Below are 12,865 nucleotides of genomic sequence, written 5' to 3'. Positions count from 1 at the left end.
TAGATTTGAAGTCAAGCGGCGGGTGCAGCACTCGTCCCCCGAGGTCAGACACCCGCCGCTGCCAATGACAACTGAGACGGTCAGGAGAGGGACCATGGCCTACACGGCACCGCGGGCACTGACCCGCACCCAGGGACGCACCAGGCGCCCCCGCCGTACGGGCCGCCGCCACCCCCTGGTGGCGACACTCATGGCCCTTCCCCTGGCGGCCCTTCTCCTCCTCGTCTTCGACGGCTGGGAGACAGTGGCCACACAGGCGTCGTCCGTGGGAGTGATGCTGGGGCGCTGAGCGGCGACCCCAGGCCCGGAAGAGCGGTCCGGGTGGGGACATCCACCCATGAAACCCCGTGGGGACGGGGGTGCGGCGGACGGCAAAAAATGCCGGCGCAGCTGGGGAGCTGCGCCGGCATTGTTTTTCTTTCGTGCCGACCGGGGAGCTGCGGGCAGTCGTGCCGCTCGGGGCGGCGCCCGTCCCGCAGAAGGGCGGCACTCCGCAAGCGCCGGGTTGCGCGACTCACCCCCGGCCCCAACCCCGCGCACCCAGCACCCCCGGCCCACCGCACCCACGTAGGCTCACGCCCAAACCCGCCCGCCCCCAGGGGAGCTCCGTGACCACGAACCCGCTGCTACCCACCCTGACCGCGAAGGTCGGAACAGCGGCCCACCCAAACGGCACCCCCTGCGCCTGCGGCGCCCCAGTGACCCTCGCCGACCGCCCCGACGCCACCGTCGTCCGCCACGCCGACACCGTCGCCAAGGCCCACGCCCCGGACACCGCCCCCACCGAACTGGCCCTCCGCCTCACCGTCGCCGCCGGCCTGCCGGACGTCCTGCTGCCTCCCCTGGACCCGAGCTCGACGCCGGTCGACGGCCGGCTCGTGACTCTCTGGCCGTACGGCGTCCCCGTGGACCCGGACGACCCCGACGCCGCGCCCTGGGAAGCAGCCGCCACCCTCCTCGCCCGCCTCCACCGGAGTCCCGCCCCGCCCGGGCTGCCCCCGATGCGCGGCCCCGTCAAAGCGGCCCGCGCCATCGCCCTCCTCCGTGCCGCGGGCACCCCGCACCCGGCCGTACCCCCGGTCCTTCACGCCTGGGCCACCCTCCCCGCCTGGGCCCGCGCCGAGGCCCCCATGCCCGACGGCACCACCCTCTGCCACGGCGACCTCCACCTCGGCCAGCTCGTACGCCACCCGGTCCCGGACGGCCCCTGGAAGCTGATCGACGTCGACGACCTCGGTGTGGGCGTTCCGGCCTGGGACCTGGCCCGCCCGGCGGCCTGGTACGCCTGCGGACTGCTCCCGCCCGACGAGTGGACCCGCTTCCTGACCGCCTACCGCGCGGCGGGTGGCCCCGCCGTCCCCGCGGCCGGCGATCCGTGGCCCGCCCTGGACGTCGCGGCCCGCGCCCTCACCGCGCAGAGCGCCGCCCGGGCCGTCGTCAAGGCGATCGCCGCGGACCGCTCGCTGGACGAGGTGGAGTTGTCCCTTGTCGACGCATGTGCCCGAATGCGTCCGATCCCCCCGGAGTTGGCCGGCGACTTCGCGAAGTAGGGTGCAACCGACCGCAGCCGGACAGAGTCTGTCCTGGCGAAACGCGAAGCAGGATCGACCGGCGAGGAGTTGAGCCGACCATGCAGTGTCCGAAGTGCCATGCGCCGATGCACACGTACAACCGCAACGGTGTCCAGATAGAGCAGTGCAGTGGCTGCCGAGGGATCTTCCTCGACTACGGCGAGCTGGAGGCGCTGACCCGCCTGGAGTCCCAGTGGACCCAGCCCGCCCCGCCGCCGCCCGCTCCGCAGGCGTACCCCGCCGCGCCGCAGGCGCCCGCCTGGGGTGCCCAGCACGGCGGCGGCCAGCACGGTGGGCACTACGGCGGCCACCACCGCCACAAGAGCTTCGGCCACATGCTGTTCTCGTCCTGAGACGACGAAGCCCCCGGCCGTACGAGACGGCCGGGGGCTTCGGTGTGTGTGGACGATACTGGGATTGAACCAGTGACCTCTTCCGTGTCAGGGAAGCGCTCTCCCGCTGAGCTAATCGTCCTCGGGACCACGATGACTCCGGAGAGCCGATCATGGGCACTGCGTGCGCGATACTGGGATTGAACCAGTGACCTCTTCCGTGTCAGGGAAGCGCTCTCCCGCTGAGCTAATCGCGCGGGGATCCTTGCGGACCAGGACCCTTGCGGGCCAGTGGACGATACTGGGATTGAACCAGTGACCTCTTCCGTGTCAGGGAAGCGCTCTCCCGCTGAGCTAATCGTCCTTGGAGGTGGAGACGGGATTTGAACCCGTGTAGACGGCTTTGCAGGCCGTTGCCTCGCCTCTCGGCCACTCCACCAGGAGTGTAGGGGATCGGGAAGACCCCTAGTTCCTTCGAGCGGACGACGAGGCTCGAACTCGCGACCTCAACCTTGGCAAGGTTGCGCTCTACCAACTGAGCTACGTCCGCCTGTCGTTTCGGTCCGCTTGCGCGTCCCGGCGACGTGTTGAACTCTAGCGGATTCCCGGGCCAGCACAAAAACGCGTTTGTGCAGCGTGCTGCCCTGCGTCCGCCTGTGGACCTGCTCGGGCCCCCCGCGAGGGCACGGCCGGGCCACCCGCAGGCCACCCACCTAGACTCGACAACGTGCTCGACTTCCCTCCCCTCGCCCGCTTCGGCGACCGCGTCGCCACCGGGCTGCTCGATGTCACCAGCGACCCCGCGGCTCTCGACTCCACCGGTTTCTGGGCCGTCTGCGCGGACTTCGAGGGGCGTCTGACCTGTGCCCGCTTCGCGGACGTGCGGGAGGAGCCGGTGCCCGCCCCGGTGCCGGGGGAGTGGCACGGACCGGCGGTCGCCGACTGGACATCCTCCCTCGACCGCGCCGCGTACACGGCCGCCGTCCGCCGCATCCGCGAGCACATCGCGGCCGGCGAGGTGTACCAGGCGAACCTCTGCCGCGTGCTGTCCGCGCGTGTCGCGCCGGACGCCGACGTGGCCGCCCTCACCGCGTTGCTCGCCCGCGGCAACCCGGCGCCGTATGCAGGAACGATTCGGCTGCCTCGGCACGGCGTGGAGATCGCCACGGCCTCGCCCGAGCTGTTCCTGCGCCGCGCCGGCCGCGTGGTCGAGTCCGGCCCGATCAAGGGCACCGGCCGCACCGAGGCGGACCTCCTGGACAAGGACTACGCCGAGAACGTGATGATCGTGGACCTGGTCCGCAACGACATCGGGCGCGTCTGCGCCACCGGCAGCGTCACCGTCCCCGACCTGTGCGCCGTCGAGAAACACCCCGGTCTGGTCCATCTCGTGTCCACGGTCCGCGGCGAGCTGCGTTCCGGCACCGGCTGGCCGGAGCTGCTCGCCGCCACCTTCCCGCCCGGCTCGGTCACCGGCGCCCCCAAGGCCAGCGCCCTGCGGATCATCTCCGCCCTGGAGACGGCGCCGCGCGGCCCGTACTGCGGCGGCATCGGCTGGGTCGACGCCGACCGCGGCGAGGGTGAGCTGGCCGTCGGCATCCGCACCTTCTGGATCGACCGCGCCGAGGACGTCCTGCACTTCGGCACCGGCGCCGGCATCACCTGGGGTTCCGACCCCGAGGGGGAGTGGCGGGAGACCGAACTGAAGGCGTCCCGGCTGCTCGCGGTAGCGTCGGGAGCGTACGAGGTGAGTGGAGAGGGAGAGGCACTGACGTGAAGATCTGGCTCGACGGCGGGCTGCAGGACATCGAGTCCGCCCGCGTGTCCGTCTTCGACCACGGACTGACCGTGGGCGACGGAATCTTCGAGACGGTGAAGGCGGTGGACGGCAAGCCGTTCGCGCTGACCCGGCACCTCGACCGGCTGACCCGTTCCGCGCGTGGCCTGGGCCTGCCCGACCCCGACCTCGACGAGGTCCGCCGCGCCTGCGCCGCCGTCATCGAGGCCAACCCGATGCCGCTCGGCCGGCTGCGCATCACGTACACCGGCGGCCACGGCCCCCTGGGGTCCGACCGCGGCGAGCACGGCCCGACTCTCGTCGTCGCACTCGGCGAGACCGCCCGTCGCGCCGACTCCACCGCCGTGATCACGGTCCCCTGGACCCGCAACGAACGCGGCGCGCTCACCGGTCTGAAGACCACCTCGTACGCCGAGAACGTCGTCGCCCTGGCCCGCGCCCGTCAGCACGGTGCGTCCGAGGCGCTGTTCCCCAACACGGTCGGACAGCTCTGCGAGGGCACGGGATCCAACGTCTTCGTCGTCCTCGACGGCGAGATCCACACCCCGCCGGTCGCCTCGGGCTGCCTCGCGGGCATCACGCGCGCGTTGGCCGTCGAGTGGACGGGCGCCAAGGAGACCGACCTGCCGCTGGACGTCCTGGAGCGGGCGGAGGAGGTCTTCCTGACCTCCACGTTGCGGGACGTGCAGGCCGTGCACCGCGTCGACGAGCGCGAACTCCCCGGCGCGCCGGGCCCGGTGACCGCCAAGGCCATGCGGATCTTCGACGAGCGCTCCGGGGACGACCTCGATCCGTAGGAGCACGGAGAAAATGGGCTGACGGAGTCCGCCACGGCGGGTAGAACACCCCTGATGACCACGACCCTGCGGCCGACCGAGCCGCTTCAGCGCAATGCCGACGGGACGCGTTCGCGCCGCTTCCAGGTGTGCGTGAACAGCCGTCCTGTCGGCGCGATACACCTCGGCACCTCCCCGAGCTTCGGTGATTCGGTGGCCCGCATCCTGGACCTGCGCATCGAGGAACCGGACCGCCGGCGCGGCCGGGGCACGGTGGCCGCGCTCGCCGCGGAGGAGGTGGCGCGCGGCTGGGGGTGCCGCCAGATCGAGGCGGACGTGCCCGCCGACGCCGAGGCCGCGCTGCGGCTCGTCAAGGCGCTCGGTTTCGTACTCCGCAGCCGCGGCATGCAGAAGCAGCTCGGTGACGCCCCGCCCGCCCTGCCGGCCGGCAGCCGGGGACGCCTGATGACCCAGGCCGAGTTCGAGGCGTGGCTCGGGTACGAGTCGGAGGTGTACGCGCGCACCTGGATCGAGCAGGGTGTACCGGAGGCCGAGGCGTACGCCAAGTCGAGCCGCGACCACGAGACGCTGCTGCCACAGGGGCTCACCACCGAGAACATGCTGTTCAGCGTGCTCGAGCACGAGGGAACACGGGTGGGCACCTTGTGGGTGGCCCTGCGCGAGGAGAACGCCTACGTGTTCGACGTCGAGGCCGACGCGGCCCATCGCGGACACGGACACGGCCGTACGCTCATGCTGCTGGCGGAGATCCGGGCGATCGCCGCCGGCAGACGCGTCCTCGGCCTCAACGTGTTCGCGGGCAACACGCCGGCCGAGCGGCTCTACGAGTCACTCGGCTACGAGACGACGCGGTACTCCCTGTACAAGCCGCTGCTCTAGGAGCCGGTCAGGCCCCCTGCTCGGCCAGTAGCCGGTCGGCGATCTCCTCGATGCGCTCGCGCAGCCCCGCCTGGCTCTTGCCGCCGTCGAGGCGCTCACCGCCGATGACGTACGTCGGAGTGCCGGTCACGCCGATGGCCTTGCCCTCGGCCTGGTCGGCGTCGACCATCAGGATGTGGCGGCCGTCGATGAGCGCGGTGTCGAACTCCTCGGCGTCCAGACCGAGTTCCCCGGCCACCTCGACCAGGAAGGGTTCTCCCTTACGGTCCAGCTCCTCGACCCGGCTCAGCACCGCCTCCACGTACGGCCACCCCCGCCCTTGCTCCACGGCCTCCTCGGCGGCCTGTGCCGCGGCGAAGGCGTGCTTGTGCTTCTCCAGCGGGAAGTGCCGCAGCCGCAGCTCCAGCCGGTCGCCGTAGCGCTCGCGAAGGGCGCGGAGGTCGTCGAGTGCGCTGTGGCAGTCCGGGCACTGCAGTTCGCACCACACGTCGAGTACGGCAGCGGGGGCGGCGGGACGTTCGGGGGAGGAGTCGCTCATGCCTTCAGTCTCCCAGTCCGGCGGCGGCCACCCCAACCGGGACTGTCCGGGCTGTCCGGGCTGTCGGGACTATCCGGGCTGTCGGGGCCGTCCGGGCTGTCGGGGCCGTCCGGGCCGTCCGGGCCGTCCGGGCCGTCCGGGACTGTCCGGGGCCGGTCGCGGCCGCGACCGGTACCTGCGCAGGAGCCGACCCGGAGATGTCCCTGATGTCGGGCCGGAGCATGGCCCGGCGGGGCCCGGGAGGTGCAGGATGGAGGGGACGAAGTGCCCCCTGCCCGACCGAGTTCTGCCTGGAGGACCGGATGATTGCCGAGACCGTCTGTTCCGCCGTCTCCGCGGCAGGCCTGGGCATCGCGGTGGTCACGGCCTACCGCAAGCGATTCCTCGCTGCCGCCCGTATCGCCGCCTACTCCCTCATTCCCCTCGGCCTGGTGATGACGGGTGTCGTCGGCTGGGTCGCCGACACCGCCTTCAGTCCCACGGCCTGGGCGGGCTTCGGTGTGCTCGGCGCGGCCTGGGCGCTGTTCGCGACCACGCGCGCCGTGGAACGCCGCCGCGGCGGCGGCCGCAAGCAGCGCAAGGAGGCCCAGTCGGCAGAGCGCGAGGCGGTGGCGCCGGCGGCCTCGGCGCCCTCACTGGGACCGGGCACCCGCCCGGCCGCCCGGCCCGTGACGACGCCCCGCAAGGGCTCCGCGGACGACTTCAGCGACATCGAGGCCATCCTGAAGAAGCACGGCATATGACACGGAAGAGGCACGGCGTGTGACGAGCCGCCCGCGGGCTGAAACGACACAGAAGGTCCGCGCCGGTCCGAAAACGATCACGCTCTGCCCACTGCATGATCATGCCCTGAACCGGACTTCACGGAATCCGGCGAACTCCCGCTCTTTACGGGCGTGTTGATCGCGTGAGTGGGGTCGGCTGCGTCATCATCGCCGCGAGATGCTGGACACGACACAGAGCGATGCCGCGCCGCCGAAGGAAGAGCCGCGCGGATGCCTCTTCGCCCTTTCCCAGCCACCGCTGATGATCTTCCTTGCGGTGATCGGGTGTCTGCTGCTCATGGCTTCGTTGCACGACCTGCTGATGCTGTGAGCCGTACCCGCGTTCCCCGGCGCCACCCGCCGGGGACCGCGTCGCACCTCCAGAGCGGCGTCTCGACGGACCTCAGCCCGCCGCTTCCTTGCGTCGTGCCCGGTACGCGGCCACATGCAGTCGGTTGCCACAGGTACGGCTGTCGCAGTACCGCCGGGAACGGTTGCGGGACTGGTCGACGAAGGCACGCCGGCAGTCCGGTGCCTCACAGCGCCGAAGCCGCTCCTCCTCCCCGGCCACCACGAAGAACGCCAGCGCCATCCCGCAGTCGGCCGCCAGGTGGTCGGCGACGGAGGCGCCAGGGGCGAAGTAGTGCACGTGCCAGTCGTAGCCGTCGTGGTTCGTGAGCCGGGGCGTGGTGCCCGCGGCCGCGACCAGCTCGTTGATCATTCCGGCAGCCGTCCGCGCGTCCGGGGCCGCGAAGATCCCGGCGAACCGCCCGCGGATCCTGCGCACCGCCGACAGATCGAACTCCGACAGCACCCCGACATCGCTGATCTGGTGCTTTCGTACGAAATCCGCGAGGGCCGGGACGTCCGCCAGCGCGTCCGGGGTCGTCTCGTCCTCCGGTGCGGTGTTCACCAGATCCACCACGGCATCGAGGGCACACCGGGTGTCGTGGGTGATCAGCACGTTTCGCTCCCTGGCCTGGGGGTCGGGCGGGCGCCCGCCGATGCTGGCCGATGGTAGTGGCTCCCACGCCCCCTGCGGCGGCCGCGCACCCGGCACGCGCTCGCCGATGGAACGGCCCAGGCCTGGCCGGTGTTCCCGGCCGCCTGCGCCGGCCGCCAGGGAGACCGTCGGTCACGGCCTGCGCACGCACGGCGACGCGCGCACCCCGACGCCGTCACCGTGGGGGGACCCACGGTGACGGCGTCGGCGCATACGGGATGCGGGCGTCGTGGCCCGAGCCGTCTCCCCGAGTTGGACGGCGCCGGGCGGCTCTGTGACGGCCTCGACCTAGCTCTCCGCCAGGATGTGTGAGAGTTCCTGATCCAGATCGAAGTGCCTGTGCTCGGTGCCGGGCGGCACCGCCGCATCAGTCCGCTTCAGAAACGACTCCAAGGCCCGCGCCGGGGCCTCGAGCAGGGCCTCGCCCTCCGGAGAGCTCAGGGCGATGCACACGACGCCCTGACCGTGACTGCGCGACGGCCAGACGCGGACGTCGCCGGTGCCCGTGGGACGGTGAAGCCCCTCGGCGAGGAGGTCGCGGGCGAACACCCACTCGACGGTCTCCTCGGCTCCGGTGTGGAAGGTGGCGTGCACGGCGTAGGGGTCGGCCGTGTCGTACCGCAGGCCTGCGGGGACAGGCAGGGAGGACTCGCTCGACACAACGAGGCGCAGGTGCAGCTCGCAGCTGACCGTGGTGTTCATAAGCGCCAGGGCCTTTCGCTCAGTGTGCGCTCGGGGATTCGCACGTCGGCGAAATCGACATGCCACCTACGGTGCCGTTGTAAACCCCTCTGAGTGTTTTGCGTGCCTTTACGTAACTCTTCCGGCCGAGAACCCGTTCGCGAGCTACGACCATTCCGGTGACTGGTTTCTCTCCGGTAGTGTTTGGTTGTATGAACACGGGGAGTAACGAGCCGGGCGAGGGTGCCGTGGCATCGGACGGGACGAAGTCGAGCGGTAAGCCGGGCGAGGCGAAGGCGGGGGAGCACGGGCACGGGCTCGGCTCCAAGGCGCCGGAGTTCATCAAGGCGCGCCGCATGCTGCATCTGAGCTGGCAGGTGGGCGTCTTCGTGCTCGGGCTGGCGGTCGTGGTCGCCGGCATCATCATGCTGCCGCTGCCCGGGCCGGGCTGGGTCGTGATCTTCGGCGGCATGGCGATCTGGGCGACCGAGTTCGTGTGGGCCCAGCTGGTGCTTCGGTGGACCAAACGCAAGGTCACCGAGGCGGCCCAAAAGGCGCTCGATCCCAAGGTGCGGCGACGCAACATCACGTTGACGGTGATCGGCCTCGCGATCGTGGCGGTCCTCGTCGGGATCTATGTCTGGAAGTTCGGCGTCGTCATGCCCTGGAAGATCAAGGATCAGTGACCCGGGATGCGGGGCGAATGCCGGCCAGGCGTCGCCCGGCGCTGGTCACAGGCACCCCCTGACATGGGGTAATGTTCTTCCTGCGCCCGGGCGATTAGCTCAGTGGGAGAGCGCTTCGTTCACACCGAAGAGGTCACTGGTTCGAACCCAGTATCGCCCACCCGGAATCGGCGGCCCATCTGCGACAGTGCAGGTGGGCCGCCGTTCGTTGTGCGTGCGGCGTGATGTCGGCGCGGGCCTGTGGGCCTGCTGTCACCGCTTCGCCTTCGAGTCGGTGCCGATCCTCTCCAGTGCCGTGCTCCCGGGGCTCCAGTCCCCGCGGCGGCCCCTCGCAGGGGGCATCGCCCCTGGTCCTCTCCGGGCCCCTCTGCGACCCGTGCGAGCTCGTATGCCATCCGTCCGCGCCCGTACGGCGCCCTCGCTCGCCGTCGACTTTCAGCCGGACGCCCACCACCCCCGCCGCCCCACCCTCCCCTCACCTTCACCCCATCTGACCTGCTACTTTAGGCCAAGCGGGCCTGGCCCCCGGCGGCCCGCGCCGTCGAGCGGCCCGGCCGTCTCGCAAGAAATTCCTGTCCGAATCATTGACGCACCCTCAACCCCTCCGTAACTTGTGCCAGCAAGCGCTTACTTGAAACGATTCATGACGGCGGCAACGACGCTGCGGGGAGGGCCCGACTGTGGGAACCAGGGATGTTGAGAGGCGCACGATCCTGAAGGTGGCCGGGGCCTCGGCGGCCACGCTGGGGCTGGCCGCCACGACGGGCTGCGGGGGCGACAGCGGCACGTCGTCCGACGGGACGGTGACACTCCGTTACGCGTGGTGGGGTGGCGAGCCGCGCGCCATCGCCATCAAGAAGACGATCGCGCTCTTCGAGAAGAAGTACCCGAAGATCAAGATCAAGCCCGAATTCACCGACTACGCGGCGTTCTGGGAGAAGTTCCAGACCCAGGCTTCCGGCGGCAATCCGCCGGACGTTTTCCAGAATGCGGTCGGCTTTCTGCGCAAGTACGACAAGCGCGGTGTTCTGCTGGATCTCAAGTCGCAGGCCGACTCGGGGAATCTGAGCCTCGACAACTTCCGCAACGGCGTTCTGGCGAACGGTCAGGTCGACGGCAAGCAGCTCGGCATCCCCGTCGGCGCCAACACCATGTCGCTCGTCATCGACCTCAAGGCCTTCAAGAAGGCGGGCGTGGAGGCGAAGTTCGGCTGGACCTGGGACGAGTACTTCGCCGCCCTCCAGACGATCCAGGACAAGCTGAAGATCGCCGGTGACACCGGCTACTTCAGCATCATGTACCTCTACGACCTGTACCTCCGTCAGAACGGCAAGGCCTTCTTCACCGACTCCGATCTCGGCTTCACCGAGGACGATGTGACGCAGTGGTGGGCGGACGGCTACAAGCGCGTGAAGTCCGGACTCGTCGCCGACCCGAAGAAGATCGAGCAGGTCTCGCCCAAGTCCGGACTGTCGGCGGGCCTCGCAGCGTCCGAGTTCACCTGGGACAACTTCTCCATCCGCTACGAGGGCGAGGGCGAGTCGGACTACGGGCTTGCGCCGATCCCCACCGCGGACGGCAAGGACACCGGCCAGTACCTCGGTTCGCTGATGCTCAGCGCCTTCTCCGGGACCAAGCACCCCAAGGAAGCCGCCCAGTTCATCGACTTCATGGTCCACGACCCCGAGGTCGGCAAGATCATGGGCTACGACCGCGGCATCCTCGCCACGACCGAGCAGTACGAGGCGTTCACGCCCACCGACGACAACAACAAGGGCGTCGCGGCGTACGAGGACGAGGTCGCCAAGGCGGGCGTCCTCGGGAAGATCACCCCGCACCCGTCCGGCGCCGACATCATCGAGGCGGCGTTCCTGCGCATCGGCGGCGAGATCGCCCAGGGCAAGACCAAGCCGGCCGACGGTGCGAAGACGCTGTTCAGCGAGGCCAAGGCCGCGTTCGCGGGCTGAGGGGACGTACCACCATGACGCTCGTCAAGGAAGCGCCCACGCGCCCGGCCGGGAAGCGGTCCGCCGCTCCCGCCGCCGGGCGGCGCGGGCGGCGCCGCGAGAACCTCGCCGGCTATCTCTTCATGTCGCCGTGGCTCGCGGGGTTCCTGCTGCTCACGGCGGGGCCGATGATCGCGTCGCTGTATTACGCGTTCACCAGCTACAACCTGTTCACGCCGCCCCAGTGGGTGGGGCTCGACAACTTCACGACGATGTTCCAGGACCCGCGCTGGCAGAAGTCGGTGCAGGTCACGCTGAAGTACGTCGTCGTGGCCACACCGCTGAAGCTGCTGCTCGCGCTCGGCGTCGCGCTGTTGCTCGCGCAGAAGCGGCGCGGACAGGCCCTGTACCGGGCCGCGTTCTATATGCCCTCGCTCATCGGCGCCAGCGTCTCCGTGGGCTTCGTATGGCGGGCGCTCTTCTCCGACGACGCCGTCGTGGACCGTACCCAGAAGATCTTCGGGCTTGACGTCGGCGGCTGGATCGGCAACCCGGACTACGTCATCTACGCCCTGGTGGCCCTGAGTATCTGGCAGTTCGGCGCACCGATGGTCATCTTCCTGGCCGGCCTCAAGCAGGTCCCGCCGGAGCTGTACGAGGCCGCCGAGATGGACGGGGCCGGTCCCTTCCGCAGGTTCTGGAACATCACGCTGCCGATGATCTCCCCGGTGCTGTTCTTCAACGTGCTGCTGGAGTCCATCCACGCGTTCCAGGTGTTCGGCTCCGCCTACGTCGTCTCCGACACCCGGTGCGGGCCCGCCGACGCCACGCTCGTCTACACCTGTTACCTCTACCAGAAGGGCTTCAAGGAGGCCCAGATGGGCTTCGCCTCCGCGATGGCCTGGACGCTGGTGGTCGCGGTGGCGCTCGTCACGGCGGTCCTGTTCTGGTCGCAGAAGAAGTGGGTGCACTACGAGGAGGCCGCCAAGTGACCAGTGCCACCAGCCCTGTCCTGCGCACCGCGAACGAGCGGCGGCGCATCGGATCCCTTGCCTGGCACGTGGGCGCCCTCCTCGTGCTCGCGGTCGTCCTCTACCCGGTGATCTGGGTGCTCGGCGCCTCGTTCAAGCCGAGCAAGGACATCATCGCCAGCGTCGATCTGCTGCCCACCAAGCCGGTCTGGGCGAACTTCTCCGGCCTTGCCGACGGTATCTCCGGCATCTCCATCAGCAGCTTCTTCGTGAACTCGCTGATGTACGCGGTCCTTGCCGTGGTCGGTGTCGTGCTGTCCAGTTCGCTGACCGCGTACGCCTTCGCCAAGATCCGGTTCGCCGGGCGGAATCTGCTGTTCACGCTGATGATCGGCACGCTGTTGCTGCCGTACCACGTACTGCTCATCCCGCAGTACGTGATGTTCCGCAAGCTTGAACTCATCGACACGCTGGTGCCGCTCGTCGCGGGCAAGTTCCTGGCCACGGAGGCGTTCTTCGTCTTCCTGATGGTGCAGTTCATGCGCGGGCTGCCGCGCGAGCTGGACGAGGCCGCCAAGCTCGACGGCTGCGGGCACCTGAGGACCTACTGGTCCATCGTGCTGCCGCTGTGCCGCCCCGCCCTCATCACCAGTGCCATCTTCACCTTCATCAATGCGTGGAACGACTTCATGGGGCCCTTGATCTACCTCAACACCCCGTCCAAGTACACCGTTTCGCTCGGCCTGATGATGTTCCGCGACCAGGAGGGCATCTCCAACTACGGCAGCATGATCGCGATGTCGCTGGTGGCGCTGGTGCCGGTCATCGCTTTCTTCATGGCCTTCCAGCGCTACCTCATCGACGGTATGGCGACCTCCGGACTGAAGGGCTGAGGCGGT

General features: G+C 69.7%; 15 protein-coding genes and 6 tRNA genes. 13 read left to right on the top strand and 8 right to left on the bottom strand.

Going from position 1 to position 12,865, the window contains the following annotated elements; translation table 11 throughout:
• The first annotated feature begins 94 nt into the window (after positions 1-94).
• The 3 genes from ABT114_RS18845 (at position 95) to ABT114_RS18835 (ending at position 1,924) form a co-directional block, all read left to right on the top strand.
• The gene (locus tag ABT114_RS18845) at positions 95-289 is read left to right on the top strand and encodes a hypothetical protein (protein ID WP_351143887.1); all 195 of its coding nucleotides are present in this window, start codon (positions 95-97) and stop codon (positions 287-289) included.
• A gap of 319 nt (positions 290-608) precedes the next feature.
• Entirely contained in the window at positions 609-1,550 is a 942-nt protein-coding gene (locus ABT114_RS18840) for a phosphotransferase family protein (RefSeq protein WP_351143885.1), read from the top strand.
• An 80-nt stretch (positions 1,551-1,630) separates the two neighbouring features.
• Positions 1,631-1,924 carry a TFIIB-type zinc ribbon-containing protein gene (locus tag ABT114_RS18835; RefSeq protein WP_351143883.1) on the top strand — a complete coding sequence of 98 codons (294 nt, stop codon included), beginning with the start codon at positions 1,631-1,633 and terminating at the stop codon, positions 1,922-1,924.
• A 49-nt stretch (positions 1,925-1,973) separates the two neighbouring features.
• On the opposite strand, the gene ABT114_RS18830 is transcribed toward ABT114_RS18835, so the two are convergent.
• The 5 genes from ABT114_RS18830 to ABT114_RS18810 all read right to left on the bottom strand — a co-directional run bounded on the left by ABT114_RS18830 (position 1,974) and on the right by ABT114_RS18810 (position 2,453).
• A tRNA-Val gene (locus ABT114_RS18830) sits at positions 1,974-2,045 on the bottom strand.
• A 43-nt stretch (positions 2,046-2,088) separates the two neighbouring features.
• Positions 2,089-2,160 (bottom strand) — tRNA-Val (locus ABT114_RS18825).
• Positions 2,161-2,195: 35 nt separating this feature from the next.
• A tRNA-Val gene (locus ABT114_RS18820) sits at positions 2,196-2,267 on the bottom strand.
• Position 2,268: 1 nt separating this feature from the next.
• Positions 2,269-2,342, bottom strand: a tRNA-Cys gene (locus tag ABT114_RS18815).
• 38 nt (positions 2,343-2,380) lie between these two features.
• A tRNA-Gly gene (locus ABT114_RS18810) sits at positions 2,381-2,453 on the bottom strand.
• Positions 2,454-2,630: 177 nt separating this feature from the next.
• On the opposite strand from ABT114_RS18810, the gene ABT114_RS18805 reads away from it, so the two are divergent.
• From ABT114_RS18805 to ABT114_RS18795, 3 genes are read left to right on the top strand one after another with little or no spacing between them, the layout of a single operon-like run.
• Complete coding sequence (locus ABT114_RS18805) at positions 2,631-3,680, top strand: chorismate-binding protein (RefSeq protein WP_351143881.1); 1,050 nt, start codon at positions 2,631-2,633, stop codon at positions 3,678-3,680.
• Positions 3,677-4,498 (top strand): aminotransferase class IV, encoded by an 822-nt coding sequence (locus ABT114_RS18800; RefSeq protein WP_351143879.1) that lies wholly within the window; start codon positions 3,677-3,679, stop codon positions 4,496-4,498. Before ABT114_RS18805 ends, ABT114_RS18800 begins: the two co-directional genes overlap by 4 nt.
• Positions 4,499-4,552: 54 nt before the next feature.
• On the top strand, positions 4,553-5,377 hold the full coding sequence (locus ABT114_RS18795) for a GNAT family N-acetyltransferase (RefSeq protein ID WP_351143877.1): 825 nt from the start codon (positions 4,553-4,555) through the stop codon (positions 5,375-5,377).
• Positions 5,378-5,384: 7 nt separating this feature from the next.
• Here the strand turns inward: ABT114_RS18795 and ABT114_RS18790 are convergent, their stop codons facing one another.
• The gene (locus ABT114_RS18790; RefSeq protein WP_351143875.1) at positions 5,385-5,915 is read right to left on the bottom strand and encodes a DsbA family protein; all 531 of its coding nucleotides are present in this window, start codon (positions 5,913-5,915) and stop codon (positions 5,385-5,387) included.
• A 302-nt stretch (positions 5,916-6,217) separates the two neighbouring features.
• On the opposite strand from ABT114_RS18790, the gene ABT114_RS18785 reads away from it, so the two are divergent.
• Positions 6,218-6,658, top strand: coding sequence for a hypothetical protein (locus ABT114_RS18785; RefSeq protein WP_351143873.1), 441 nt, complete (start codon positions 6,218-6,220; stop codon positions 6,656-6,658).
• Positions 6,659-6,857: 199 nt separating this feature from the next.
• On the top strand, positions 6,858-7,010 hold the full coding sequence (locus tag ABT114_RS18780; RefSeq protein WP_351143870.1) for a hypothetical protein: 153 nt from the start codon (positions 6,858-6,860) through the stop codon (positions 7,008-7,010).
• Positions 7,011-7,082: 72 nt separating this feature from the next.
• Here the strand turns inward: ABT114_RS18780 and ABT114_RS18775 are convergent, their stop codons facing one another.
• Positions 7,083-7,643: a CGNR zinc finger domain-containing protein gene (locus ABT114_RS18775; protein ID WP_351143868.1), complete on the bottom strand. Its 561-nt coding sequence runs from the start codon at positions 7,641-7,643 to the stop codon at positions 7,083-7,085.
• A 327-nt stretch (positions 7,644-7,970) separates the two neighbouring features.
• Positions 7,971-8,384, bottom strand: coding sequence for an SsgA family sporulation/cell division regulator (locus ABT114_RS18770; RefSeq protein ID WP_004002642.1), 414 nt, complete (start codon positions 8,382-8,384; stop codon positions 7,971-7,973).
• A gap of 191 nt (positions 8,385-8,575) precedes the next feature.
• Here ABT114_RS18770 and ABT114_RS18765 point away from each other — a divergent pair, with 191 nt between their 5' ends.
• The 5 genes from ABT114_RS18765 to ABT114_RS18745 all read left to right on the top strand — a co-directional run bounded on the left by ABT114_RS18765 (position 8,576) and on the right by ABT114_RS18745 (position 12,859).
• The gene (locus ABT114_RS18765) at positions 8,576-9,049 is read left to right on the top strand and encodes a TIGR02611 family protein (RefSeq protein ID WP_351143866.1); all 474 of its coding nucleotides are present in this window, start codon (positions 8,576-8,578) and stop codon (positions 9,047-9,049) included.
• An 88-nt stretch (positions 9,050-9,137) separates the two neighbouring features.
• A tRNA-Val gene (locus ABT114_RS18760) sits at positions 9,138-9,209 on the top strand.
• A gap of 520 nt (positions 9,210-9,729) precedes the next feature.
• On the top strand, positions 9,730-11,016 hold the full coding sequence (locus ABT114_RS18755) for an ABC transporter substrate-binding protein (RefSeq protein ID WP_351143864.1): 1,287 nt from the start codon (positions 9,730-9,732) through the stop codon (positions 11,014-11,016).
• Positions 11,017-11,030: 14 nt separating this feature from the next.
• A complete protein-coding gene (locus tag ABT114_RS18750; protein WP_351143862.1) occupies positions 11,031-11,987 on the top strand; it encodes a carbohydrate ABC transporter permease in 957 nt (318 codons plus the stop codon).
• Positions 11,984-12,859, top strand: coding sequence for a carbohydrate ABC transporter permease (locus ABT114_RS18745; protein WP_351143860.1), 876 nt, complete (start codon positions 11,984-11,986; stop codon positions 12,857-12,859). Before ABT114_RS18750 ends, ABT114_RS18745 begins: the two co-directional genes overlap by 4 nt.
• Positions 12,860-12,865 lie beyond the last annotated feature (6 nt).

This window comes from Streptomyces sp. NPDC002088 (assembly GCF_040296605.1).
Classification (GTDB): Bacteria; Actinomycetota; Actinomycetes; order Streptomycetales; family Streptomycetaceae; genus Streptomyces.
This window is presented reverse-complemented; position numbering and strand designations above follow the sequence as displayed.

Bases quoted from the DNA above. Each gene is read 5' to 3' on its own strand.
- ABT114_RS18795 (WP_351143877.1), top strand. From the start codon at position 4,553: ATGACCACGACCCTGCGGCCGACCGAGCCGCTTCAGCGCAATGCCGAC.
- ABT114_RS18835 (WP_351143883.1), top strand. From the start codon at position 1,631: ATGCAGTGTCCGAAGTGCCATGCGCCGATGCACACGTACAACCGCAAC.
- ABT114_RS18770 (WP_004002642.1), bottom strand. From the start codon at position 8,384: ATGAACACCACGGTCAGCTGCGAGCTGCACCTGCGCCTCGTTGTGTCG.
- ABT114_RS18750 (WP_351143862.1), top strand. From the start codon at position 11,031: ATGACGCTCGTCAAGGAAGCGCCCACGCGCCCGGCCGGGAAGCGGTCC.
- ABT114_RS18790 (WP_351143875.1), bottom strand. From the start codon at position 5,915: ATGAGCGACTCCTCCCCCGAACGTCCCGCCGCCCCCGCTGCCGTACTC.
- ABT114_RS18785 (WP_351143873.1), top strand. From the start codon at position 6,218: ATGATTGCCGAGACCGTCTGTTCCGCCGTCTCCGCGGCAGGCCTGGGC.
- ABT114_RS18845 (WP_351143887.1), top strand. From the start codon at position 95: ATGGCCTACACGGCACCGCGGGCACTGACCCGCACCCAGGGACGCACC.
- ABT114_RS18780 (WP_351143870.1), top strand. From the start codon at position 6,858: ATGCTGGACACGACACAGAGCGATGCCGCGCCGCCGAAGGAAGAGCCG.
- ABT114_RS18765 (WP_351143866.1), top strand. From the start codon at position 8,576: ATGAACACGGGGAGTAACGAGCCGGGCGAGGGTGCCGTGGCATCGGAC.